The organism is Paraburkholderia sp. HD33-4, from assembly GCF_021390635.1.
Lineage (GTDB): Bacteria > Pseudomonadota > Gammaproteobacteria > Burkholderiales > Burkholderiaceae > Paraburkholderia.
In genome coordinates, this window is sequence record NZ_JAJEJS010000002.1 from 2,240,631 (window position 1) to 2,264,521 (window position 23,891).

At 66.3% G+C, this 23,891-nt stretch carries 16 protein-coding genes; 8 read left to right on the forward strand and 8 right to left on the reverse strand.

The window, feature by feature from the left end; all coding sequences use genetic code 11:
- Window positions 1-102 precede the first annotated feature (102 nt).
- The 7 genes from bcsP (at window position 103) to L0U84_RS30150 (ending at window position 15,899) form a co-directional block, all read left to right on the forward strand.
- Window positions 103-1,188 (forward strand): cellulose biosynthesis protein BcsP, encoded by a 1,086-nt coding sequence (gene bcsP, locus L0U84_RS30120; protein ID WP_233855714.1) that lies wholly within the window; start codon window positions 103-105, stop codon window positions 1,186-1,188.
- Entirely contained in the window at window positions 1,185-1,973 is a 789-nt protein-coding gene (gene bcsQ, locus L0U84_RS30125) for a cellulose biosynthesis protein BcsQ (RefSeq protein WP_233855715.1), read from the forward strand. The genes bcsP and bcsQ overlap by 4 nt, the downstream gene beginning before the upstream one ends.
- Entirely contained in the window at window positions 1,970-4,177 is a 2,208-nt protein-coding gene (gene bcsA, locus L0U84_RS30130) for a UDP-forming cellulose synthase catalytic subunit (RefSeq protein ID WP_233855716.1), read from the forward strand. Before bcsQ ends, bcsA begins: the two co-directional genes overlap by 4 nt.
- A 3-nt stretch (window positions 4,178-4,180) precedes the next feature.
- Window positions 4,181-6,769 (forward strand): cellulose biosynthesis cyclic di-GMP-binding regulatory protein BcsB, encoded by a 2,589-nt coding sequence (gene bcsB, locus L0U84_RS30135; protein WP_233855717.1) that lies wholly within the window; start codon window positions 4,181-4,183, stop codon window positions 6,767-6,769.
- Between the two features lie 19 nt (window positions 6,770-6,788).
- Entirely contained in the window at window positions 6,789-7,976 is a 1,188-nt protein-coding gene (bcsZ, locus tag L0U84_RS30140) for a cellulose synthase complex periplasmic endoglucanase BcsZ (protein ID WP_233855718.1), read from the forward strand.
- Complete coding sequence (locus L0U84_RS30145; protein ID WP_233855719.1) at window positions 7,967-12,679, forward strand: cellulose synthase subunit BcsC-related outer membrane protein; 4,713 nt, start codon at window positions 7,967-7,969, stop codon at window positions 12,677-12,679. Before bcsZ ends, L0U84_RS30145 begins: the two co-directional genes overlap by 10 nt.
- Before the next feature lie 541 nt (window positions 12,680-13,220).
- Window positions 13,221-15,899, forward strand: coding sequence for a hybrid sensor histidine kinase/response regulator (locus L0U84_RS30150; protein WP_233855720.1), 2,679 nt, complete (start codon window positions 13,221-13,223; stop codon window positions 15,897-15,899).
- Between the two features lie 31 nt (window positions 15,900-15,930).
- Here L0U84_RS30150 and L0U84_RS30155 read toward each other — a convergent pair whose 3' ends face one another.
- The 7 genes from L0U84_RS30155 to L0U84_RS30185 are packed head-to-tail and all read right to left on the reverse strand — an operon-like array spanning window position 15,931 to window position 21,128.
- On the reverse strand, window positions 15,931-16,995 hold the full coding sequence (locus L0U84_RS30155) for an NADH:ubiquinone reductase (Na(+)-transporting) subunit F (RefSeq protein ID WP_233855721.1): 1,065 nt from the start codon (window positions 16,993-16,995) through the stop codon (window positions 15,931-15,933).
- Between the two features lie 41 nt (window positions 16,996-17,036).
- Entirely contained in the window at window positions 17,037-17,399 is a 363-nt protein-coding gene (locus L0U84_RS30160) for a phenol hydroxylase subunit P4 (protein WP_233855722.1), read from the reverse strand.
- Between the two features lie 38 nt (window positions 17,400-17,437).
- Window positions 17,438-19,078, reverse strand: coding sequence for an aromatic/alkene/methane monooxygenase hydroxylase/oxygenase subunit alpha (locus tag L0U84_RS30165; protein WP_233855723.1), 1,641 nt, complete (start codon window positions 19,076-19,078; stop codon window positions 17,438-17,440).
- Between the two features lie 32 nt (window positions 19,079-19,110).
- Window positions 19,111-19,383, reverse strand: a complete 273-nt coding sequence (locus tag L0U84_RS30170; protein ID WP_129957605.1) for an MmoB/DmpM family protein — start codon at window positions 19,381-19,383, stop codon at window positions 19,111-19,113.
- A complete protein-coding gene (locus tag L0U84_RS30175; RefSeq protein ID WP_233855724.1) occupies window positions 19,376-20,431 on the reverse strand; it encodes an aromatic/alkene monooxygenase hydroxylase subunit beta in 1,056 nt (351 codons plus the stop codon). Before L0U84_RS30175 ends, L0U84_RS30170 begins: the two co-directional genes overlap by 8 nt.
- A 50-nt stretch (window positions 20,432-20,481) precedes the next feature.
- Entirely contained in the window at window positions 20,482-20,757 is a 276-nt protein-coding gene (locus L0U84_RS30180; RefSeq protein ID WP_233855725.1) for a phenol hydroxylase subunit, read from the reverse strand.
- Between the two features lie 23 nt (window positions 20,758-20,780).
- Window positions 20,781-21,128 carry a hypothetical protein gene (locus L0U84_RS30185; protein WP_233855726.1) on the reverse strand — a complete coding sequence of 116 codons (348 nt, stop codon included), beginning with the start codon at window positions 21,126-21,128 and terminating at the stop codon, window positions 20,781-20,783.
- Between the two features lie 20 nt (window positions 21,129-21,148).
- Here L0U84_RS30185 and L0U84_RS30190 point away from each other — a divergent pair, with 20 nt between their 5' ends.
- The gene (locus L0U84_RS30190; RefSeq protein ID WP_233855727.1) at window positions 21,149-22,981 is read left to right on the forward strand and encodes a sigma-54-dependent Fis family transcriptional regulator; all 1,833 of its coding nucleotides are present in this window, start codon (window positions 21,149-21,151) and stop codon (window positions 22,979-22,981) included.
- A 66-nt stretch (window positions 22,982-23,047) separates the two neighbouring features.
- On the opposite strand, the gene L0U84_RS44075 is transcribed toward L0U84_RS30190, so the two are convergent.
- Window positions 23,048-23,665, reverse strand: a complete 618-nt coding sequence (locus L0U84_RS44075) for a MarR family winged helix-turn-helix transcriptional regulator (protein ID WP_233855728.1) — start codon at window positions 23,663-23,665, stop codon at window positions 23,048-23,050.
- Between the last annotated feature and the right edge of the window lie 226 nt (window positions 23,666-23,891).

A 23,891-nucleotide genomic window follows, 5' to 3' on the forward strand; every position in this document is an offset into this window, starting at 1 on the left:
TCGATACAGCCGACGCGTGGAATCAGGGAAGGCAGTTCAAATAAACAGCACCCCGAGGAGTCGGTTCGGGGCAATGCACGGTATGTAAGAGACGACGGCATCATGAGTTCATCGAGCGACATCGAAAAACTGTTCGAGCAATTTGGCGGCGACGCCAACGCGTACCAGGAAATCGGCCGCGAAAACGACGCGCGCACCGCGCGCACTCGTTGGCCGCTGCTCGTGACGCTCGATCTGACGCAACCGGCGATTCCGGCAATCGGTCAGCTGCGCGACGCGAAACCGCAGCCGCCGATGAGCGTAGCGCCGCGGGCCGCCGGCCACGAGGACACGACACCGAAGGACATGGCATCGGTGACGCGCGCGAAGGCGCCGCTGTTCACGCGCCCGCACCGGCGTGACATTCCGCCGGTCCCGGTGGCTGCCGCCCAGCCGGCGGCGCCGAGTGGCGCATCGCGCTTCGGGACGGCCGACGAGCTCGACGAGGCGGCCGCGCGAGCGGCGGCGGGCATCGCGGCGTCGGGCATCGCGGCGTCGGGCATCGCTGCCGCGCCGGGGGTTCCGGCCGCGTCGGGGGTTCCGGTTGTGCCAGGCGTTCCGGTTGCGTCAGCCGCCGCCTCGGCGCCGGTCCCGCCGATCGCCGCACCGGCACCGGCGCAAGCTTCGCTTCCACCGACCGCGCCCGCATGGGTCGCACCGAGCGTCAGCGCTGCACCCGCCCCACCGATAGCCCCGCCGCCCCCGCCTGCCGTGCCGCCCGCGAACTTCGCGTCCGCGTTCCAGTTCCGCGCTCCGACCCCGCAGCCGTTGCCGCCGGTCGCCCGTGCCACGCCCGCCACACCCGCCACGCCCGCCACACCCGTCGCGCCTGTCTGGGCCCGCGCCGTCGCTCCCGCTTATGGCAGCGCGAGCGCTGCACCGGCACCGTCGCTGCAATCGCGACAGGCGACGCAACCCACCTATACAGCCCAGCCCGCAGGACCGGCGCAACCAGCGTCGATCCTCGGCAAGCTGTTTGCCGCGCAGACTCCGTCCGCGCCGTCGCAAGCGCCCGCGGCCCAGTCCGCGCCGCTGAACTCGGTCTTCGACCGTCTGCGCGGCACGCCCGCCCAGGGCACGCCGGCACCCGGCGGCTCCGTGCGCGGCGGCGTCGCCTCGTGGCTCACCAACGGTCCGCGCCGCTCATGAAAGTCATTGCCGTGGTGTCCGCCAAAGGGGGGGTCGGCAAAACCACCCTCGCCGCCAATCTCGCATCCGTGCTCGCCAGCAGCGGCCGGCGCGTGATCGCGCTCGATCTCGATCCACAAAACGCCCTGCGTCTGCACTTCGGCGTGCCGCTCGACAGCATCGACGGCCTGTCACGCGCGACACTCTCCGGCAATCCGTGGCAAACGGTGATGTTCGACGGCATCGACGGCGTGACCGTGCTGCCGTACGGCGCGCTGCTGGAGGACGACCGCCGCCGCTTCGAGGCGCATATCGACCAGCATCCGCAATGGCTCGCGCAGTCGCTGCAGAACCTGCGGCTCGATCCGTCCGACATCGTGATCGTCGACACGCCGCCCGGCACGTCTGCCTACGTGCGAACCGCGCTGAGCGCGGCCACCTTCGCACTGAACATCGTGCTCGCCGACGCCGCGTCGTACGCGGCGATCCCGCTGATGGAGCGGCTGATCGAAACCTACGCCACGCCGCGCGCGGACTTCGGCGGCGTCGGCTACGTGGTCAACCAGATCGACCAGTCGCGCCAGCTGACCAAGGACGTGCTGAAGGTGCTGCGCCAGATGCTCGCCGGCAAGGTGTTCCCCGGCGTGATCCATCTCGACGAAGGCGTCAGCGAAGCGCTCGCCTGCGACACCACGCTGATCCACTACGATCCACTGAGCCAGGCCGCCGCCGATTTCCGCGCGTGCGGCGCGTGGCTCATGGCGGCGCTCGACGGGATCGCCGCCCAGCCGAGGAACGTCGCATGAGCAGCCCCGCCTCCTCACGCGAACCCGAGGGCGGTGAGCCGTCGCGATTCGGACGCTTCATCGAGGCGAGCTTCTGGAACAGCCGCATCGTCACCGGGCTCGTCACGCTGCTCGCGCTGTACATGCTGTACTTCGTGTTCACGGTGCCGCTCGAGTTCTATCAGCAGCTGACCTTCGCGACGCTCTGTTTCGTGCTCGCGCTGCTGTTTCGCCGTCTGCCCGGCCGCTACGCGACGATGGTGATGATCATGCTGTCGATCGTCGCGTCGGGCCGCTACATGTACTGGCGCCTGACCGAAACCACGTACTGGGAGCATCCGCTCGACGCCGCCTGGGGTCTGCTGCTCGTATCCGCCGAACTCTACTCGACGCTCGTGCTGATGCTCGGCTACTTCCAGACCGCGTGGCCGCTCAAGCGCAAGCCGATGCCGCTGCCCGCCAATCGCGACGAATGGCCGACCGTCGACGTGTTCATCCCGACCTACAACGAGCCGCTCAGCGTCGTGAAGCCGACCGTCTACGCGGCCCTCGCGCTAGACTACCCGGCCGACAAGATGTCGATCCACGTGCTCGACGACGGCCGCCGCCCCGAGTTCAAGGCGTTCTGCGAAGAGGTCGGCGTGAACTGGACGATCCGCACGCACAACCGTCACGCGAAGGCCGGCAACATCAACGAGGCGCTGAAGATCACGAACGGCGAGTACCTCGCGATCTTCGACTGCGATCACATCCCGACCCGCTCGTTCCTGCAGATCGGCCTCGGCTGGTTCCTGCGCGACAAGCTGCTGTCGATGCTGCAGACCCCGCACCACTTCTTCTCCGCCGACCCGTTCGAGCGCAACCTCGGCACCTTCCGCAAGGTGCCGAACGAAGGCGAGCTGTTCTACGGCCTCGTGCAGGACGGCAACGATCTGTGGAACGCGACGTTCTTCTGCGGCTCGTGCGCGCTCTTGCGCCGGAGCATGGTCGAAGAGATCGGCGGCATCGCGGTGGAGACCGTCACCGAGGACGCGCACACCGCGCTGAAGCTGCACCGCCTCGGCTACACCACCGCGTATCTGGCGATTCCGCAGGCCGCCGGCCTCGCGACCGAAAGCCTGTCGGGCCACATCGGCCAGCGCATCCGCTGGGCGCGCGGCATGACGCAGATCTTCCGCATCGACAATCCGCTCACCGGCAAAGGGCTGAAGATCGGCCAGCGGCTCTGTTATCTCAACGCGATGATGCACTTCTTCTACGGCGTGCCGCGTCTCGTGTTCCTGACCGCGCCGCTGTCGTATCTATTCTTCGGCGCGCATGTGATCGAAGCGGCGGCCAGCACGATCGCGATCTACGCGCTGCCGCACATGATGCATGCGAGCATCACGAACTCGCGGATGCAGCGGCTGTTCCGCCATTCGTTCTGGGCGGAGGTGTACGAGTCGGTGCTCGCGTCGTACATCACCGCGCCGACGCTGCTCGCGCTGATCAACCCGAAGCTCGGCAAGTTCAACGTGACGGCCAAGGGCGGCGTGATCGAGAAGAGCTACTTCGACTGGTCGATCTCGCGGCCGTATCTGTTCCTGCTGCTGCTGAACCTGCTCGGCTTCCTCGCGGGTCTCGTGCACATCTATATGAACTGGCACGTGCGCAGCATCGTCGAGACCACGCTGCTCAATCTCGCGTGGACCGGCTACAACATGCTGATCCTCGGCGCGAGCGTGGCCGCCGCCAGCGAGCGCCGCCAGATCCGCGCGGTGCCGCGCGTCGCGATGAACATGCCGGTGATGCTGAAGTTCTCCACCGGCCGCACGCTCGCGTGCGAAACGATCGACTACTCGGAAGGCGGCGTCGGCGTCGCGCTGCCCAAGAGCATCGAAGTGCCGATGCAGGAGCGCGTGAGCGTGTCGCTGTTCCGCGGCGACGAGGAGTACGCCTTCCCCGCCACGGTCAGCTTCAGCGAGCCGGGCCGCGTGGGCCTGCGCTTTTCGTCGATGTCGCGCGAACAGGAGTACGAGTTCGTGAAGACCACCTTCGCCCGCGCGGATGCGTGGACCGGCTGGGCCGAGGGTCGCCAGACGGACACGCCGCTGCGCGGTCTGTCGCACGTGCTGAAGGTGGGCGTGCGCGGTATCGCGGGTCTGTTCGAGCATCTGTACGACGACTTGCGCGGTTCGATCAAAAGCCGTCCTGCGGACGTCGAGAAGCTAAAAACGAAAGACTGATCTATGGGCAACAGGATGGCGAAGGACAATATCGAACGCCCGGCTCACGGGCGCAACAGCACTGGACCCCAATCGAGCCCGATTGCCCGTCACGGCTCACGATACTCGCGACGCTCGCGGCGAGTCATGCGCGGCGTTGCCTGCTGGCTCGCGCTGCAGACCGCGCTGGCGTCGTTGATGCCGCTCGCTGAAGCGGCCACCCCGGCAGCCACGCCGACAGCCACCGCTGCGGCCAAACCGGCGTCGGGCCCGGCGGCGAGCGCCGGCGCGCCGCAAACCGCGCAAGTCGCGACCGGTGTCGGCAACGTGCCGGCGCCGAGCGCGGCGGTGCCGTTCGATCCGAACGCGATCGCCCAAGGCCAGCTCGCCACGCCGACGCCCGCGCTCGCGGCATCGTCGGTGAAGGCGCTCGGCATGCGCACGCCGACCACCGCCGAGCCGGGCATGCTGGTGCCCGGAGGCCGCCGTCAGACGCTGACGTTCGCCGACTTCGGCGCGCTCGATCCGCTGCAATTGCGCGGTGTCGACGGCCAGAACGGCATCGCGTTCTCGGTGCGCGGCGACGAGGTCGTGACCGGCGCGACGCTGCACCTGATCTACAGCTACTCGCCCGCGCTACTGGCGAACCTGTCGCAGCTCAAGGTGCTGGTCAACGGCGAGGTCGCGGCGACGCTGCCGTTGCCGCACGAACAGGCCGGCATGCTGGTCGCGCGCGACATCACGATCGATCCGCGCTTCATCACCGACTTCAACCACCTGAACCTGCAGCTGATCGGCCATTACACGACGGCCTGCGAAGATCCCGCGAACTCGTCGCTGTGGGCGACGATCAGCAATGCGAGCTCGCTCGACCTGACCTACTCGTCGCTCGCGACGAAGCCGGAGCTGGCCGCGCTGCCGCAGCCGTTCTTCGACCGCCGCGACGTGCGCCGCCTCGAACTGCCGTTCGTGCTCGCGCAAAAACCCGGCAACGGCACGCTCGAAGCAGCCGGCATCGTCGCGTCCTGGTTCGGCTCGCTCGCCGGCTATCGCGGCGCGGTGTTTCCCACCCAGCTCGACAGCGCGCCACTGTCAGGCAACGCGGTCGTGTTCGCAACCAGCGACCAGCATCCGGCCGGGGTGACGATTCCCGAGATCACCGGGCCGACCATAGAGGTGGTCGAGCGCGACCCGAGCGCGCGCGGCAAGCTGCTGCTCGTGCTCGGCCGCGACGAGGCCGAGCTGAAGACCGCCGCGAAGTCGCTGGGGATCGGCCATAGCACGCTGTCCGGCGCGAGTGCGACGATCACGTCGCTGAACGAGCTCACGCCGCGCGTGCCGTACGACGCGCCGAACTGGCTGCCGACCGACCGCGCGGTGCGCTTCGGCGAGCTCGCCGATCCGAAAGACCTGACCGTGTTCGGTTACGACGCCGACGCGGTGCGCATCAATATGCGCGTGCCTCCCGATCTGTTCATGTGGCACACGCGCGGCGCACCGATCGATCTGCGCTACCGCTACACGGTGCGGCCGGCGCGCGACCGCTCGTCGCTGAACATCAGCGTGAACAACGGCTTCGTGCAAGCGCTGCCGATTCCGTCACGCTCTTCGTCGGTGTTCGAGCTGAGCCGCTACTTCAACCTGATCATGCCCGACGGCACCGCCGACGCGCGCCGCAACATCCGCATCCCGCCGCTGCTGATGACGCCGCGCACGCAACTGCGCCTGCACTTCTACTACGACATCCCGAACACCGGCGAATGCGCGGGCCGCCTGCTGCAGAACGTGGTCGGCGCAATCGATCCGAACTCGACGATCGACCTGTCGTCGTTCCCGCACTACATGGCGCTGCCCGATCTGGCCGCGTTCGCCAATAGCGGCTTCCCGTTCACGCGGATGGCGGATCTCTCCGAGACCGCCGTCGTGCTGCCCGACGACGCCACCGCGAGCGACTACAGCCTGTATCTGCTGACGATGGGCCGGATGGGCGAATCGACCGGCTACCCGGTCGCCGGTGTGACGGTCACCCATGCGGCCGACGTCGATCGCTTCGCCGACAAAGACCTGCTGCTGTTCGGCGCGCCCGGCAAGCAGCCGCTCCTGCAGCGCTGGTCGAAGTCGATGCCGTTCTCCAGCGACGGCGCCGCGCACACGTTCCAGCTCACCGATCTCGTGTTCAAGCTGCAGGACTGGTGGCACGGCGAGCGCGGCGTCGAGCGCCCGCCCGCGCGCGCCGATCTGACGATGGTCAGCTCGAACGGCGCGGCACTGCTGACAGGCTTCGAGTCGCCGCTGCAAAGAGGTCGAAGCGCGGTTGCGCTGATCAGCGCGGCCGGCCCGTCGGAAGCCGATCTGTCCGCCGCGCTGCTCGACGCCGACGTGCTGCCGAAGATTCAAGGCGCGATGGCCGTGATCCACGGCCGCGACGTGACCATTACGTCGAACGGCACCGCGTACTATGTCGGCCGTCTGTCGCCGCAGGAGTATCTGCGCTGGGCGCTGTCGTCGCATCCGCTGCTGCTGCTGCTCGGCGGCGTGCTTGCCGCGCTGATCATCGCAGGCCTGTGCTACCGGACGCTGCGCGCGATCGCCGCGCGTCGACTGAAGGAATGATGGAACGGATATGACTCGTATGCGGTTTCGGATCAACAGAAGAACTTCTTTTGCGCTGGCGCTCGGTATCGGCATGGCGGCGTCGGCGAGTCTTGCGGGCTTGAGCGGCACCGCTCAGGCCGCTCAGAACGGCGCGGCCTGCGGCGACTGGAGCGCGTGGCGCAGCTTCGTGCAACGCTTCGTGCAGGCCGACGGCCGCGTGATCGACTACTCGACGCCGGCCCAGCAGACCACCTCGGAAGGCCAGTCCTACGCGCTCTTTTTCGCGCTGGTCGCCAACGACCGCGCGACCTTCGACAAGCTGCTCGGCTGGACCCGCGCAAATCTCGCGGGCAACCAGTTCGACGCGCAGAACCTGCGCCTGCCTGCGTGGCAATGGGGCAGGAAGCCGGACGGCACGTACGGCGTGCTCGATCCGAATTCGGCATCGGATTCCGACCTGTGGATCGCCTACGATCTGCTGCAGGCCGGCCGCCTGTGGCACAACCCCGCCTACACGCAGCTCGGCCAGGCACTCGCCGAGCGCATCGCGCACGACGAAGTCGCGAACCTGGCCGGCCTCGGGCCGATGCTGCTGCCGGGTGCGCAAGGCTTCCGGAACGGCAACGTCACGCGTCTGAATCCGAGCTATCTGCCGCTGCCGGTGCTGCGCGGGCTCGCGCACGAGGTGCCGGACGGCCCGTGGGCCAGGCTCGCCGACAACACGTTCCAGTTCGTCAAAACGGTCTCGCCGCAAGGCTTCGCGCCCGACTGGGCGGCGTGGCAGAACGGCCGCTTCGTCGTCGATCCGAAGAACGGCGACGTCGGCAGCTACGATGCGATCCGCGTCTATCTGTGGGCCGGCCTCACGTCGCCCGCCGATCCGCTCGCCAGGCCCTGGCTCGGCGCGCTCGGCGGCATGCGCGCGAAGGTCGAGCAGAACGGCTTCCCGCCGGAGAAGGTGTCGTCGACCACCGGCGCGTCGAGCGGCGAAGGCCCGCTCAGCTACTGGGGCGCGCTCGCGCCGTACTTCAAGGCACTGGGCGACGAGCACGGCCTCGGCCTCGCGCGCACCCGGCTCGCCGCGCTCGACGCGAGCGTGCCGGGCCGCGAACCGGTGTACTACGATCGTGTGCTGGGTCTGTTCGGCACGGGCTTCATCGACGGCCGCTACCGCTTCGATGAAGCGGGTGGTCTCGTGCCTGCCTGGAGGACCGCATGCGATTGAACGCTCTCGCCGTGTCGCTGCGCATCGCGCTGTCCGTCGGCGCGGTCTTCTGCGCGGCCGCGGCCGCACCCGATGCGCTCGGGCAGACGACCAAGGATCCGCTGACCGTGCTGATCGATCAGGGCAAGTACTGGCAGTCGCATCAGCGCGGCGACCTCGCCGAGCAAGCGTGGCAGAAGGTGCTCAGCATCGATCCGAAGCAACCCGACGCCCTCTTCGGCATGGGCATGGTGCTCGCCGACCGCAAGGACGGCGCCGGCGCGCAACAATACCTCGCGCGGCTGAAGGCGGTCGCGCCGAATTATCCGAATCTCGATGAGCTCGGCCGCCGCCTCGGCGAATCGAGCCCGCGCGACCAGACGATCAACGACGCGCGCCGGCTCGCGCAAGCCGGCCAGAGCGCGAGCGCGGTGCAGGAGTATCAGCGCGCGCTGGCCGGCAAACCCGCCACGCCCCAGTTGCAGCTCGAGTATTACCAGGCGCTGTCGGCGACGCCGCAAGGCTGGGACGAAGCGCGCCGTGGCCTCGAACAGCTCGCGCACGACAACCCGAACGATCCGCGCTTCGCACTCGCGTACGCGCAGCATCTGACCTATCGCGACGTCACGCGGCGCGACGGGATCGCACGGCTGCAGAAGCTCGCGGGCGATTCCACGGTCGGCGCGGCGGCGAAAAAGAGCTGGCGCCAGGCGCTGCTGTGGCTCGACGCGCGGCCCTCCGACGCCGCGCTGTACGAGTCGTACTTCCAGACCGCTGGTGAAGACGCCGCCGTGAAGGCGCGCTTCGACTCGATGGTGCAGCAGGACAGCGCGGCGCGCGCCCGCGCGCAGGAAAACGCCGCCGCCGACGCGCGCGGCCGCGTGATCGCCGAGGGCTTCGCCGCGCTCGACCGCGACGACATCGTGAGCGCGCGCGCGAAGTTCTCGTCGGTGCTCGCGAACAGTCCTAACGATACCGACGCGCTCGGCGGCATGGGCATCGCCGCACTGAAGCAGGAGCAATTCGCCGACGCGCGCAACTATCTCGAGCGCGCCTCGCGCGGACCCAATCCCGCGCGCTGGAAGAGCGCGCTCGACAGCGCGACCTACTGGACCTACACGAGCGAGGCGATCGGCGCGCGCAGCAACGGCGAGTTCGCGAAGGCGAAGGCGCTGTTCGAGCGGGCGATCGCGCTGAATCCGTCCGACGTGACCGCGCAGGTGCAGCTCGGCGAAATGCTGCTGCAAACCGGCGACCCGGCCGGTGCCGAGCAGGCGTACCGGATGGCGCTGCGCCGTCAGGCCGACAACCCCGACGCGATTCGCGGCCTCGTCGGCGCGCTCGCCGCGCAGGGCCGCGCCGACGAAGCGCTGCAGTTCGCCAATCAGCTGAATGCGGAGCAACAGGCGAAGGTCGGCGGGATCGACCGTTTGCGCGGCGACGCGCAGGCGGCGCAGGCGCGCGCGGCCGAAGCGCGCGGCGATCTCGGCACCGCGCGCAGCCTGTTCGAAGACGCGCTGCTCAACAAGCCCGACGATCCGTGGCTGCGGCTCGACCTCGCGCGCATCTACGTGCGCCAGGGTGCGGTCGCGAATGCGCGCAGCATGATGGACGGTCTGCTCGCCACTCATCCCGACATGACCGATGCGCTGTACGCGAGCGCGCTGCTGTCGGCGGAAACCCAGGACTGGTCGACCGGTCTCGCGCAGCTCGACCGCATTGCGCCCGCGCAGCGCACCGACGCGATGACGACGTTGCAGCATCGGCTGTGGGTGCATCAGCAGGCCGATCTCGCGACGCGCATGGCGAAGAACGGCCAGACGCAGCAGGCCATCGCGACCTTGCGCGCGGCCGAGCCGGTGGCCGGCAACAACCCCGAGCTGATCGGCGTGATCGCTGCCGCGTACCAGCAGGCCGGCGATCCGACCCGCGCGCTCAGCCTCGTGCGCGGCGCGATGAGCGCGGCGCCCGGCAACACCGATCTGCTGCTGCAATATGCGGGCATTCTGTCCGCGGCCAACCAGCAGGCCGAGCTCGGCACCGTGATGCGCCAGTTGCAAAGCATGCAGCTGACGCCGCAGCAGCGCACCGACTTCAACAACCTGAATCTCGGCATCGTGATCCGCCAGGCCGATGCGGTGCGCCAGCGCGGCGACCTCGCCAGCGCCTACGAGGTGATCGCGCCGTGGCTCGCCGCGATGCCCGACAACCCCGACCTGCAGGCCGCGCTCGGCCGCATGTATGCGAGCGCGGGCGACGACCGCAACGCGCTCACGAGCTTCCGCGTCGCGCTGCAGCGCCGCCCCGACGACCTGAACCTGCTGCAGGCGGCGATCTCGGCCGCGGCCGGCGCGAAGCAGTTCAGCTACGCCGAAACGCTTGCGAACCAGGCGCTCGCCCTTGCGCCCAACGACCCGGGCGTGCTCGCGACCGTGGGCCGCATGTATCGCGCCCAAGGCAAGCTGTCGCTCGCGGCAACCTATCTGCAACGCTCGCTCGTCGCGGCCAATACGCCGCTGATGGCGAACGCGCCCCGCAACGCCGGCGGCAACGTGCCGCGCGGCTGGGAAGCGGCGATGAGCCAGATCGGCGCGACGCCACTGCCGGGCACCAATCCATTCGAAGGCAAAACCGCGATCGTCCCTTCGGACGACACCGACAGTGCCGCGCCTTTCCTGAATACGCAGTCCTCCTCGCCGACGCAGACCGTGCCGAACTATCCGCCGCCCCCTCAGCCCGCGCCGTATGTCGCGCCTTATGTGGCGCCCGCCGCGACGCCTTATAACCCGCCCGCCGCGCAGCCCGCGCCCGTCGCCGCACCCTATGGAGCGCCCCGCTCCGCCGCCGAGGTCGGCGGCTACGGGCAGGAATCCTACGGATCGAGCCAATCGGGCGCGCCGTTGCAGCCTTATCCGGGGCAAGGCCAGGCGCCCACGCAACCGATGCCGCAGCAGCAGTACAACGCGGGCTACGCGCAGCCGCAGCCTTATGCGCAGCAGCAAGCGTATCCGCAGCAGCAGCAGCCTTACCCGCAGCAGCAGGCGTATCCGCAGCAGCCGGCGTACGGGCAGCCGGCATACGGGCAACCGGCGTACGCGCAGCAGCCCTATGGCGCGCAGGACGGCTATGCGGCCACACCGTGGCCGATGTCGCCGGCCGCGCGCGAGGCGCAGGCCAACGCCGCGTCGACGCCGCTGCCGTACGGATCGACACGCACCAGCACGAAGAAGAGCGCAAAGAAGAGCACGGCGAAAACGAGCCAACCGGCGCCGGTCTACGCGCAACAGCCGCTGCCGTATCCGCAGCAGCAGGGCTACGCGCAGCCGTATCAGCCGTACCCGCCGCAGCAGCCCTATCAGCAGCAGCCTTACCCGAACCAGGGCTACTACGCGCAGCAACCCTACATTCCGCAGCCGCCGGCCGGCTACGCGCAGCAGTACTACCCGCCCGGCAGCGGCGCGCAGAACAACCCGCGGTCGAACGTCGCGAACGCGCAAACCCTCGGCGTCGCCGAAGAGCTTGCGCAGATCAATCGCGAGCAGTCGAGCACCGTGTCGGGTGGCCTGATCTTCCGCAATCGCGTCGGCGAGGACGGCCTGTCGTCGCTGACCGACATCGAGGCGCCGATCCAGGGGCGCATCAAGGCGGGCAACGGTCATGTGGTCGTCACCGCGACCCCGGTCACGCTCGACGCCGGCACCGCCTCGAACAGCCCGACGACGCTCGCGCGCTTCGGCGCGGGGATGTCGACCCTGCCGTCAGCATCCAACGTCGTGGCCGGCAACAACGCCTACGGCAGCCAGACCGCGAGCGGCGTGGGCCTGTCCGTCGGCTACGACAGCCGCAGCATCAGCGGCGATATCGGCGTGACGCCGATCGGCTTCCGCGAGACCAACATCGTCGGCGGCGCGCAGTACAACGGCGGCATCACCGACAAGGTCTCGTACTCGATCGCGGTCGCGCGGCGCGCGGTGACGGACAGCCTGTTGTCGTACGCGGGTGCGCGCGATGCGGCCTCCGGCCTCGAATGGGGCGGCGTCACGTCGAACGGGGCTCTCGCCAGCCTGTCGTGGGACGACGGCACGAGCGGCGTATACGCGAACGCGTCGTATCAGCACTACATGGGCACCAACGTGCCGAGCAACAACGCGGTCAAGGGCGGCGGCGGCGTGTACACGCGTCTGCTGAAAGACGCCGACCAGACGCTGACGGTCGGCGTGAACACGACGATCATGGGCTACAACCGCAATCTGTCGTACTTCACGTACGGCCAGGGCGGCTACTTCAGTCCGCAGCAGTACGTGATCCTGAATCTGCCGGTCGAATATTCGGGCCGCGCAGGCCTCTTCACGTATGACGTGAAGGGCTCGATCGGTGTGCAGCATTACCGCGAGGATCCATCGAACTACTTCCCGACCGATCCCACCCGGCAAAGCGACGCGGCGGCGTTCGCGAGCAGCAACAACGCCCCGACAGGCGTGCAGAGCAATCAGATATACCCGGGCCAGAGCAAGACGGGCGTGTCGTATTCGATCAGCGGCGTCGGCGAATATCAGCTCGCGCCGCAACTCGCGGTCGGGGCGACCGCATCGTTTGGCAATGCCTACGAATATCGCGAGTGGCTCGCGGCCGTGTACGTGCGCTACAGCTTCAACAAGCAGACCGGCTTGCAGCCGTTCCCGCCGGTGCCGCTGACGTCGCAGTATCTGTCGTTGTCCAACTGACGGATGCGCTCCACGGGTGAGCCCGACGCTTGCGCCTGAGAAGCCGCAAGCCTCAGGCTCATCCGCTCCTCACTTTCGTTCCTCACTTTCGTTCGCACTCCATTGCATAGCGCCGGCAATGCCCGAGATAGCCGGCCTTGGATATCGTGTGATGTTTTTGTTCGCCATTGTCGGTGAGTCCTGTTGAGGTTCGAAGCTCGTGCAGGAATCGGCGAGCTCAGCACGATTCGCGCCTGACAGTCCGCACGACTCCCCCTTACACGAGGATATCGATCCACGCGGAAATTGCGGGCACTTCTTCCGCTTTTGCCGCGCGACAATTCACCCCGAGGTAAATGTTGCCCGCACATCGAGTGGACGTGCCGAATCAGTACGTTTTCGGACATTGCTGCATGCCCGGCAAAACCCGAATAGCGTCTGCGATGAGTCAACGGCACTGCGTTGTGCCATACAATAATTGCAGCTCGCGAGGTTGCGCGAAACCCTCGAAGCTTCGATCAAGAGCCCACCATTTTCGACGTGATTGCCCGTGGAGCGCTGCATGCCTTTTCCGGCACAAGAACACGGCTGCGCCGGCTGGCGCGGCGAGATGGCGCGACGCATCAGCGAATTCGATTGGCGCGCGACCAGCCTCGGCGCAATCGAAAACTGGCAGCGCAGCCTGACCTCGACGGTCCTGATGATGCTCGCGTCGCCGATGCCGCTCGTGCTGTTGTGGGACGAGCCCGGCTACATGATCTACAACGACGCGTATGCGGTCTTCGCGGGCGGCCGGCATCCGTATCTGCTCGGCCGTCCGGTCGAAGACGGCTGGCCCGAAGTCGCCGACTTCAACCATCACGTGATGGTCACCTGCCTCGCCGGCGGCACGCTGTCGTATCGCGACAAGGAACTCGTGCTGTTGCGTGACGGCAAACCCGAAGACGTGTGGATGGATCTTTACTACAGCCCGGTCGCGGGCGACAGCGGCGCGCCGGCCGGCGTGCTCGCGATGGTCGTCGAGACCACTGGACGCGTGCTGACCGAGCGCCTGCGCCAGCAAGCCGAAACCGAACTGCACGTGACCAACGAACGCCTGCAGCTCGCACTGAACACCGGCGCGGTGCTCGGCACCTGGGTGCTCGACGTGCGCACGGGCGAAGTCACGGGCGACGAACGCTTCGCGCGCACCTTCCTGTTTGCACGCGACAAAGCGTCGAAAGGCGTCGCACGCGATGCCGCGACGCAGATGATCCACCCCGATGACCAGGCGCTCAACGACCGTCTTACCGCCGAAGCGATCCGCAGCGGCGAGCCGTTTCGCGCCGAGTACCGAATCCAGCGGCCTGACGGCAGCTATATGTGGGTACAGGCGAACGGACGCTGTCAGTTCGACGAACACGGCGAGCCGACGCGTTTTCCGGGCGTGCTGATCGACATTCACGAACGCAAGATCGCCGAACAGCAGCTTCTTCAGTTGACCGAAACACTCGAGCAACGCGTCGCCGATTCGATCGCGGCGCGCGCGCTCGCCGAGGAGCAGCTGCGCCAGGCGCAGAAGATGGAAGCGATCGGCAGCCTCACGGGCGGCGTCGCGCACGACTTCAACAACGTGCTGCAGGTGATCAACGGCAATCTGCAGATGCTCGCGGCCGACGCCGACGACGACCCGGTCACGCAGCGGCGTCTATCCGCCGCAACCGATGCGGTCAAACGCGGCGCGAAGCTCGCCGCGCATCTGCTCGCGTTCGCGCGGCGTCAGCCGCTGTCGCCGACCGTGCTGAATCCGCGCCGCCTGCTGACCGGCATGAGCGAGATGCTGCACCGCGCGCTCGGCGAAACGGTGCGGATCGACACCGTGCTCAGCGACGATCTGTGGAACGTGCAGGTCGACCGCAATCAGCTCGAAAACGCGCTGCTCAATCTCGCGATCAATGCACGCGACGCGATGCGCGCCGACGGCGTGCTCACCGTGCGCGCGACCAACCGCACGCTCGACGCCGCGTTCTGCCGCGGCAAGCCGGAGCTGTCACCGGGCGAATACGTGGAGTTCTCGGTGGCCGACACCGGCTCGGGGATGGCGCCCGAAGTGCTGCAACACGTGTTCGAGCCGTTCTTCACGACCAAGCCCGACGGCCACGGCACCGGCCTCGGCCTCTCGATGGTGTTCGGCTTCGCCCGGCAAAGCGGCGGGCATGTGACGATAGAAAGCGAAGTGGGACACGGCACGGAGGTGTCGCTGTTTTTTCCGCGCTGCTGCGAGGCGGAGACGCCGGAAGCCCTCGACGGCACCGCGGCGTCGGTCGGCGGCGGCGAAACGATACTCGTCGTCGAGGACGATGCCGACGTGCGCCTGACCGCGGTCGAAATGCTCGCCCAGCTTGGCTACAAGGTGCTGACCGCGTCGAACGGCGACGCGGCGCTCGAGTTCATCGACAGCGACGTGCCGATCGATCTGCTGTTCACCGACGTCGTGATGCCCGGCAAACTGAAGAGCGTCGAACTCGCGCAGCGCGCGGCCGCGCGCATGCCGCCGCTACCAACGCTGTTCACATCGGGCTATACGCGCGACGAGATCGTCCACCACGGCAAGCTCGACGCGGGTATCACGCTGCTGTCGAAGCCCTACCGGCGCGACGATCTTGCCCGTCTGGTGCGTAACGTTCTACGCGCGGGCGCCGCACGCGCGGACCAGTCGGCCGAGATGCGTGAAGCGCGTATCGCCGCCTGCGTGCCGCCCGTCGCCTACGAAAGCGCCAACACGTACGGCGCCACGAAGGCCCCGCGCAATGAGTTGAAAAAAGAACCGAAGAAAAAGCCGCACAAGCAGAGCCGCTCGCGCGCGACCGCAGAAAGCGCGCGCGTGCTGTTCGTCGAGGACGACACCGAATCGCGCGAGGCGCTCGGCGAACTGCTCGGCGCGCTCGGCCTCGCCTGCACCGCGGTCGCGAGCGCGGAAGCCGCGCTGCCGCTCGCGAACACGCAGCACTTCGACGTGCTGTTGACCGACCTCACACTGCCCGGCATGTCCGGCGACGAACTCGCGCGCGCGGTGCGGCAAGTGCAGCCGGAGATACGCGTGCTGCTGCTGTCGGGTTACGGTCACAGCGCGGAGATCGGCGCGGCGATTCCGGGCGCGCGGCTGCTGGGCAAGCCGCTCGATCTTGTGCAGTTGCGACACGAGCTAGCGCAATGGCTCGACCACACCGAAGCGGCGTCCTGTTCCAACGCCCGAGCATGAGCCGCCGTAGCCGACGTGTCGCCATGGTGCGTCAGATCGACCTGAACAACGGGCTTTTCGCAAGCGCTTCGGCACCGTCCGCATTGCTGAGGAATTTCTCCGTGTAGATGTCGCGCTCGAACAGCTGCCCTTGCATCAGCGCGCGGATCGACGCTTCGATCATCACCGGCGGTCCGCACAGATAGGCCTTGTGGCCACGAAAATCACCGCCGAAATGCGCCTTCGCGGCCTCGTGGACGAAACCTCGAAAACCCTCCCAGGCACTCCCCTCGGCCTCGTTCGACAGCGCCGGCACATAGGTGAAATTCGCGTACCGCCCGGCGAGATCGGCGAACTCGTCGTGGTAGTACAGCTCCGCGCGATCGCGCGCGCCGTACACCAGCGTGATCGGCCGGGTGTCGCGCTGTTCGAGCAGATCGAGCAGCATCGAGCGCGGGCTCGACAACCCGGAGCCGCCCGCGATCAGGATCACCGGCTGCGGGTCCGACGCCCGCACGAAGAATCTGCCGAACGGCCCGCTGAAACGCAGCGCGTCGCCCGGTTTCAGCACTTCGTGCAGGTAGCCGGTGCCTTTGCCGCCCGGCACGCGCCTTACGTTCAGCTCGATCAGCGTCGACGAACCCGGCTTGCCGGCAAGCGAGAACGCGCGCGGCATGTCTTCGCCTGGAATCCGCACGTTCACATATTGCCCCGCCTGAAACTCGATGCCGTCGCCGTCCAGTTCGACGAAGATGCCCTTGATCGTCGGCGTCAGATCGATGCTGTCCTTCACGCGTCCCGTGAAGTCACGCACCGGGAAGTGGCGCGCGTCGACGTCCTCGTCGATATCGGCTTCGATCGTCAGATCCGATTGCGCGGTCGCGCAGCAGGCGAGGCACTTGCGCTCGTCGCGCTCGAAATCCATCAACGCGAACGGCGACGCGTTGCCGTGCTCGATCTCGCCGTCGACCACCTGCACCTTGCAGGTCGCGCACAAACCGTGGCAGCACGCGTGCGGCAACCACACGCCGGCGCGCAGGCACGCGTCGAGAATGGTCTGATCGTCGCCGATCTCGATCGTGTGGCCGATCGGCTCGATGGTTAGCTGGTAGCTCATGTCAGCGTCTCCTTTTTCCTCTGATCAGGTGCGCGCGCGGCCTAGCTGCACGAGCCGCGAATGCCGGTCAAGCCCGGCGTGCGAAAACGGATCAGCGCCTTGTGACGCAAGCCGTTTTCTTCGAGCGTCCGATCGAACGCGGGCGTAAAGCGCTCGTTCGAGCGGAACCACTCGATGTCGTCGAGCTTCACCTCTTCCCAATCGGGATGCGCTGAATAGATACCGGGAAGCACTTCGTTCGCGAGCGTCGCGAACGTCATCGACGGCGGCACCGGAATGCAATGCGGCGCACAGAACATCAAATGATCTTCCCAGCCGATGAACAGCAGCCGGTTGCCGTGGAAGTTCTCCTCCCGGTCCTTCACTTCGCCCGTGTAGCCTTCCTTGAGCGCGATAACTGACATGGTGTGTCTCCTTCGGGTTCGATTGGCGTGGACGAGCGTCACGCGGCTTGCGCGGCAGGCGTGCTTTGCGCTGAGGCTTCGGCGCTTTCCGTAGTCCCTTCGGTGGTTCCTTCCGTGGTCCCTTCGCCGCCGTGACTCGGCTTGCCGGTCCAGCGCAGCCAGTTCTTCCGGTCGGGCGAATCCTCGAATTCATGGCCGTCCGCGCCCACGTTGATGTGGTAATAACGCAGCACTTCGGCGAGCGGATCGAAATCGGCGGCGGACGGGTCCGCGTCTTTCTCGAAGCAGTTGCCCTGATAGATCTGATGCACGGGCAACCAGGCCTGCACGTATTTCTCTGGCTCGTTGTCGAAGATGTCCTTGCAGCCGTCCGAGCAGAAGTGATACTTGTTGCCGAGATAATCGCTTTCCCGGTAGCAGGTTTTGGTCGGATCGTCTGGCTCGGTGAAAGCCATCGGGATCTGACAGATCTGGCACAGCATCGGCAGCGTGTTGTTGTAGAAGCGCTTGCCCTCTTTCTGCTGCTCGCGCCAGTACTCGAAACGCGGACGATACAGCCTGTCGAACGTCGCCGGATACTTGTCGGCGAGCCAGTCCATTTCGTCATCCGACGGAATCCACGTGTGCATCGCCGCCGCGTGCGTGTAGTTGTAGAAGATGCCCCACGCCTCATGCGAAATGCGGTCCTTCTCCTTCGAGGCGACCTCGTGGTACTTCGGCATGCGAATGCCGTAGCGTTCGAGGTCATGAAACAGCGCGCCGCCGTTCTTCTCGAAGTAGGTTTCCCACGCTTCCTGCCACGACATGATCCGCTTGGGCAGCATGTAGTCCATCATCATCGCGACGAGCGTCAGCAGCCGGTAACCGCGCCAGAACCATTTGTCGATCCACTTCTGGATGATCGGCACGTTGCCCGGGTCCTGTTCGAGCAGGAACTTCACGACTTCCAGACCGAGCGTCATATGGCGCGATTCGTCGGACTGCGCGGAGAAGCCGAACGTCACCGTCGCCATGTCGCCGTTGAATGCCGCGCCCGACATGAACGGCATGAACAGCAGATTGGTCAGCACGTACTCGAACGAGAACGAGATCGCCGTGACGAACTCGAACGGGCCAGCGCTCATCGCGTCTTCGAAGTACGACTTCGGCACCGACAGATACCAGACCCGGTCGTGCATGTGCTTGAAGTCGTGAAAGCCGTTGAAGAACTTGTTGTAGTGGCTGATCGTATGAACCTGCGTCTGCGCGTGGCGCAGTTCGTCGATCGCCTGCATCTGACACGCGATGCGTGCGCCGGCGCCGCGAAAGTTACGTCCGGCCAGCGCGAAGCCGCGGTGCGCCGCATATTCGAGCGGGCTCACACCGGTCAGGAACAGCTTCAGCGCGTTGATATAGCGCGGGTCGGTCACGTTGAACTGGCCATTGTTCTGCTGGAACGCGTCGATGATCGCGTACAGCTTGCGTTCCTTCTCTCCCTGATATTTCCAGTAAGCGTCCATCGTCAGACGGAACGGGTCTTCCCATTTGTCCCAGTCGTGGACCTTGATGCCTTCGAAGCGGTCGTACGGAAAGACCTCGTCCATCGGCTGATAGGTCGTCTCCCAGCCGAGGCCGCGCGTCAGCATCGCGTAGTTTTCCTTGATGCTCAGCTTCTTCGGCGTCGTGTTCGTGGTGCTCATCGTGCGTCTCCCATGCAATTGTTCGCGGCCGCTCAGGCCTTCCATTCGAGAATGAATTCGTCGTCGGTCTCGTCGATGTTGCCGCCGAGCGAAATCAGATTGAGTTGCAGCTCGCGCAGATCGAAGTCGCGGCCAATGCGCTCCTCGATCGACTCGCGCCGGATCACGAGCCGCCCGACCGCGTCGATCTTGACCATCGCCGGAAACGCGTTGACGACGGCATGTGGGTTGTCCGCTTCGATCGCTTCGATGATCGGGCGCGAGTCGTCGTTGGCCTGAAACGCGATGAATACCGAATCAGCCATGGTGGGCCTCCTGTGCCTGTTGTTCTGCCTGTTCCGCCGGTTCCGCCGCGAGCGGCACGCCTTGCTTCTGGATGCGCGCATCGAACGCCTGCGTGATATCGCGGAACGCCGCTTCGGCCTCGTCCGCGCCAAGCGCCTCGACGGCAAGCGGACACAGCGCGTCGAGCACGCGCGAGCGCCACTTCGCGATCCACCGGCCGAGCAACACGGCGTTGTCCGCCGACTCCGCCGTCGCGGTCTTCAACGTCGCATCGACCCAGCGACCCGTTTCGTCGTACCAGCTGCTCGCGAACTCGTTCAACATGCCGAGCGCCGCGCCGTAGTCGTGCGACAAACGCTGGTCGATATGCCGATACACGAGCGGATACAGCAAGCCATCGAGCACGACGTTCTGTGCGACGAAAGTTTCGAACCAGTCCTGCACGACCATCATGTCTTCGACCACGCGGCGCAGGCCCTGCCACATCGGATCTTCGAGCCATTGCGTCTTGCCAACGACCAGCGACGCGCCCGAATTGCCATCGAGCAGCAGACCGATACGCGACAGGTACTGCGCGATACCGAGCCGGTCCATTGCGTGAAACATCGTCGCCTGCGTGATCGCGGTGCCCCAGCCGTAGCCGGTCACGAAGCAGTTGTTGGTATTGGCCGCCCATTCGAGGTGGCGCAGCGGCACCATCAGCGCGGCGATACGCGCTCTCGCGTCGTCCGGCAGATCGGCGAGCAGACGCCGCCGCGTGACGAACTCGAAGTTCTTCTCCATCGCGTCCTGCTGCCTTGCGCGGGCGATCGTGTACGCGCCGTAGTAGTACTGGCGCGGGTCCTTGAACGCGTACCAGTCGTTCATGCGGATCGCCGTGCGACCCTTGTCGTAGAGCGCGAAGCCGGGTTGCCACAGCGGCCGGTAATGAAAGTTGTCTTCGGGCTGCAGCTCCAGCGTCGCTTCCTGATAGCGCGACGCCGGCTTGTCCGCGCCGAGCCTTCTCGCGACATGCGAGAAGGTCTGGCGGATCTGCTCGACCGAGGACGTCTTGATGTCGATCTGCATGGGGTGTCTCCTTTGTGTCTTATGCGAGGGCTTCGATGGTCATGCGCGCTTCATTCAGTGACACCCGGCTCGCCGTAGCGCCACTTCAGCTGTTCGAGATCGAGCGCCGCGGCTTCGTCGTCGCTCAATTGACACACGCGATGACTGGCGCAAAAGGACGCATAGTCCCGAGCGCTCATCACGAGCTCGACGCTCAGGCCCGGATCGCCGATCGAAAAATCGAACTCGACGAAACCGTCGTCGCGACGCTCGCGCACGCGCACATAGCGCCGCGTGACGTCGAAGCTTCGCGAGACCGGTTCGGCGTGGGGTGAATGCGAGGGCATCACTGTCTCCAGATGGTTTTGCGTTATCCGTCACTGCACGCTTTGGTTGAACTCGGCGGCAGCGCGCCTATTAATGCAACCGCTATGCCAACGAACCAGAACAGAGCGCGCGCCACGCGGCGAAAGGCGCACAATTCCTTGTGAATCAATGCCCAAACGCCAAACGGAAATTGGAGCGACGCATGCGCGGCGAAACGCGCGCAGGCTTGCGCTAGATCAAATGATCGAAACCGGGCGGTTGCACGCGTGGCGCAGCCGATCAAATCGTCATCAGGGAACACCCGAAGACGCTCCGCGCGCGATTCGCGATGCAGCAGCGCGCGCGGCATTGCATACTGACGGCCGGCATCCGCCGGAGAAAACACCGACAAGTAGCTGGAGACGAATTCCGATGGCCACCCAAAGCAAGCCTGCGGCGAACCCGCGCATGTCGATGGTCTCGCCCAAGGGCGACTGCGTGGACAGCCTGCGCTATCCGGACATCGCGGACCTGATGTCGAGGCTGCACTTCTCGCCCGGCGACGGGCGCATCTGGCTCGGCGATCAACGCATGCTGCTGATGCATACGGGCTCGGTCGGCGTGATGCGCCGCGAGCTGATCGACAGTCTCGGCATCGATGCGGCGCGCGGCCTGCTCACGCGCATGGGCTACAACTCGGGTGCGCGCGACGCCGAGCTTGCGCGCAAGACGCGCCCCGATAGTTCGATCACCGAGATGTTCGCGGTCGGGCCGCAACTGCATATGCTCGAAGGCATGACCGTGGTCGAGCCGGTGCGGCTCGAGCTCGACGTCGAGAAAGGCCAGTACTACGGCGAATTCATCTGGAAGAACTGCGCGGAAGACGAGGAGCATATCCGCATCTACGGGATCGGCGCCGAGCCGGTGTGCTGGACGCAGATCGGCTATGCGTCGGGCTATACGAGCGTGTTCATGGGACGGCCGATCGTCTATCGCGAAGTCGAGTGCCGCGCGCTCGGGCAGTCGCAATGCCGGATCGTCGGCAAGCCGGTCGAGGAATGGGGCGACGAAGCCGCCGACGATCTGCGCTTCATGCAGGCGCAGTCGTTTACGCAAGGGCTGTCGGCGGCGGCGGTCAAACGTGACGTCGAAGCCGACGCCGCCCTCGCCGTGCTCGGCAACACCCGTGCGCCCACCCCGACCGCCTTCGGCGACGACAACATGGTCGGTGCGTCGCCCGGCTTCAATGCGGTCTGCCATATGATCCGGCGCGTCGCGAACACGCGCGCGACCGTGCTGTTTCTCGGCGAAAGCGGCGTCGGCAAGGAAGTGTGCGCGCGTACGCTGCATCGGATCAGCGCATGCAGCGGTGGTCCGTTCGTCGCGGTCAATTGCGCGGCGATCCCGGAGGCGCTGGTCGAGTCGGAGTTGTTCGGCGTCGAGCGCGGCGGCTTCACCGATGCGACGCACAGCCGCCCGGGCCGCTTCGAGCGTGCCGACGGCGGCACGCTGTTTCTCGACGAGATCGGCATTCTGAGCCTGACCGCGCAGGGCAAGCTGCTGCGCGCGCTGCAGGAGGGCGAGATCGAACGGATCGGCGATACGCAGACGCGCCGCGTCAATGTTCGCGTAATCGCCGCGACGAATCTCGATCTGAAGGACGAGATTCGCGCCGGACGCTTCAGGGAGGATCTGTATTTCCGGCTCAACGTGTTTCCGATTCGCGTGCCATCGCTGCGCGAGCGGCGCGAGGATTTACCGGTGCTGCTCAATCACATGCTGCATAAATACCGCGAACGCCACGCGCGCGATGTGACCGGCTTCACCGGCCGTGCGCTCGATGCGCTGCTGAACTATGGCTGGCCCGGCAATATCCGCGAGATGGAGAACCTCGTCGAGCGCGGCGTGATTCTCGCGCCGGACGGCGGAGCAATCGACATCGGCCATCTGTTCACCAGCGGCGAAACCATCGACGCGCAGATGTTCGGCCTCGGCACCAACGGCTCGCTGACGCCGTCGGGGTCGCTGCTCGATCAGCAGGCTGGCGCCAACGGCGAAGTGGAGCGCGTGGTCAGAAAAGTGAACGATCTACTGATGGGCGCGAGCGGCGACATCGACCCGACCTCGCTCGACGATATCGAAACCGCGTTGCTGAAAAGCGCGGTGCTGCGCGCGCAGGGCAATCTTTCAGCGGCTGCGCGCACGCTGGGGATTACGCGGCCGCAGCTGGTTTATCGGTTGAAGAGCCGGGGGCTGCGGGTGTAGTAAAGCGAGTGGCGCTCGTTTTCGACCCGCGGTTTCGTGCGCCGCGCAATCCCGTACCCCCGCCCCCTACCCCCGCCCCGTCCGCCGAAACACGTCGACGAGTTTGTCGACGATCCGGTTCAATTCGCTGCGCTCCTGCGCCGAAAGCATCGACAGCATTTCCGTTTCCATCGACTGACCGAGTTCGTCGGCGGTCGAGCGCAGCCGCTTGCCGGCCGCGGTGGCCCACAGTTGGAAGTGACGCGCGTCGTCGGGATGGATCGTGCGCCGCACCAGTTTGCGCTCGATCAGGTCCGCGACGAGCTTCGACAGCAGCGTCTTTTCGATCAGCGTCTGCTCCTTCAGCTCGGTCGCGGTAATCCCCTCCGAGTGGCAAATGACCCGCAGCACGCGCAGCGAACGCACGTCGAGTCCCACCGCGCTTCGGTACGACGCGTTGGCCCGGCTGATCATTTCGCTCTTGACGAGGTCGAGCTTGAAAGTCAGAAAATAATTCCACTGGGTATCGCGGGAAACGGCGCTGTCGCTCACCGCCGTCTGAGCAGCGTTCTGCGCACTGTCTTGCGCCTGGTCCCGGGCTTCCTCCAGCGCGTCGTCGCGCACCACCGCCCGACCCGCGTCCCCCGCCGCACCGTTCGCTACCTTCTTCGCGCGGTCCTTCGCGTTTCCCCTTTGTCTCGCCACTGGCGTTCCTGCTCGCATCTCTTCGCGTCCTGTCTGAAGGCTTTGCTTAATTGAAGCCCGCTGAGCCGGCGCGCATTGCCTCGCATGCTCGCGTGATGGGCTCACGCCAGCATCCACGGGCCTGACGCCGCGCCGGCGGCTCACCGAAGATGATAGCCCAGACCATCCGCACTGACCGGTCATCAGGGAAAAGCATTAGTTGCAAATTTCAACTAATGAATTATTC

Bases quoted from the DNA above. Each gene is read 5' to 3' on its own strand.
- L0U84_RS30145 (WP_233855719.1), top strand. From the start codon at position 7,967: ATGCGATTGAACGCTCTCGCCGTGTCGCTGCGCATCGCGCTGTCCGTC.
- L0U84_RS30180 (WP_233855725.1), bottom strand. From the start codon at position 20,757: ATGCCCTCGCATTCACCCCACGCCGAACCGGTCTCGCGAAGCTTCGAC.
- L0U84_RS30175 (WP_233855724.1), bottom strand. From the start codon at position 20,431: ATGCAGATCGACATCAAGACGTCCTCGGTCGAGCAGATCCGCCAGACC.
- L0U84_RS30190 (WP_233855727.1), top strand. From the start codon at position 21,149: ATGGCCACCCAAAGCAAGCCTGCGGCGAACCCGCGCATGTCGATGGTC.
- L0U84_RS30150 (WP_233855720.1), top strand. From the start codon at position 13,221: ATGCCTTTTCCGGCACAAGAACACGGCTGCGCCGGCTGGCGCGGCGAG.
- bcsZ (WP_233855718.1), top strand. From the start codon at position 6,789: ATGCGGTTTCGGATCAACAGAAGAACTTCTTTTGCGCTGGCGCTCGGT.
- L0U84_RS30155 (WP_233855721.1), bottom strand. From the start codon at position 16,995: ATGAGCTACCAGCTAACCATCGAGCCGATCGGCCACACGATCGAGATC.
- L0U84_RS30160 (WP_233855722.1), bottom strand. From the start codon at position 17,399: ATGTCAGTTATCGCGCTCAAGGAAGGCTACACGGGCGAAGTGAAGGAC.
- L0U84_RS30170 (WP_129957605.1), bottom strand. From the start codon at position 19,383: ATGGCTGATTCGGTATTCATCGCGTTTCAGGCCAACGACGACTCGCGC.
- bcsP (WP_233855714.1), top strand. From the start codon at position 103: ATGAGTTCATCGAGCGACATCGAAAAACTGTTCGAGCAATTTGGCGGC.
- bcsB (WP_233855717.1), top strand. From the start codon at position 4,181: ATGGGCAACAGGATGGCGAAGGACAATATCGAACGCCCGGCTCACGGG.
- bcsA (WP_233855716.1), top strand. From the start codon at position 1,970: ATGAGCAGCCCCGCCTCCTCACGCGAACCCGAGGGCGGTGAGCCGTCG.
- L0U84_RS30165 (WP_233855723.1), bottom strand. From the start codon at position 19,078: ATGAGCACCACGAACACGACGCCGAAGAAGCTGAGCATCAAGGAAAAC.
- bcsQ (WP_233855715.1), top strand. From the start codon at position 1,185: ATGAAAGTCATTGCCGTGGTGTCCGCCAAAGGGGGGGTCGGCAAAACC.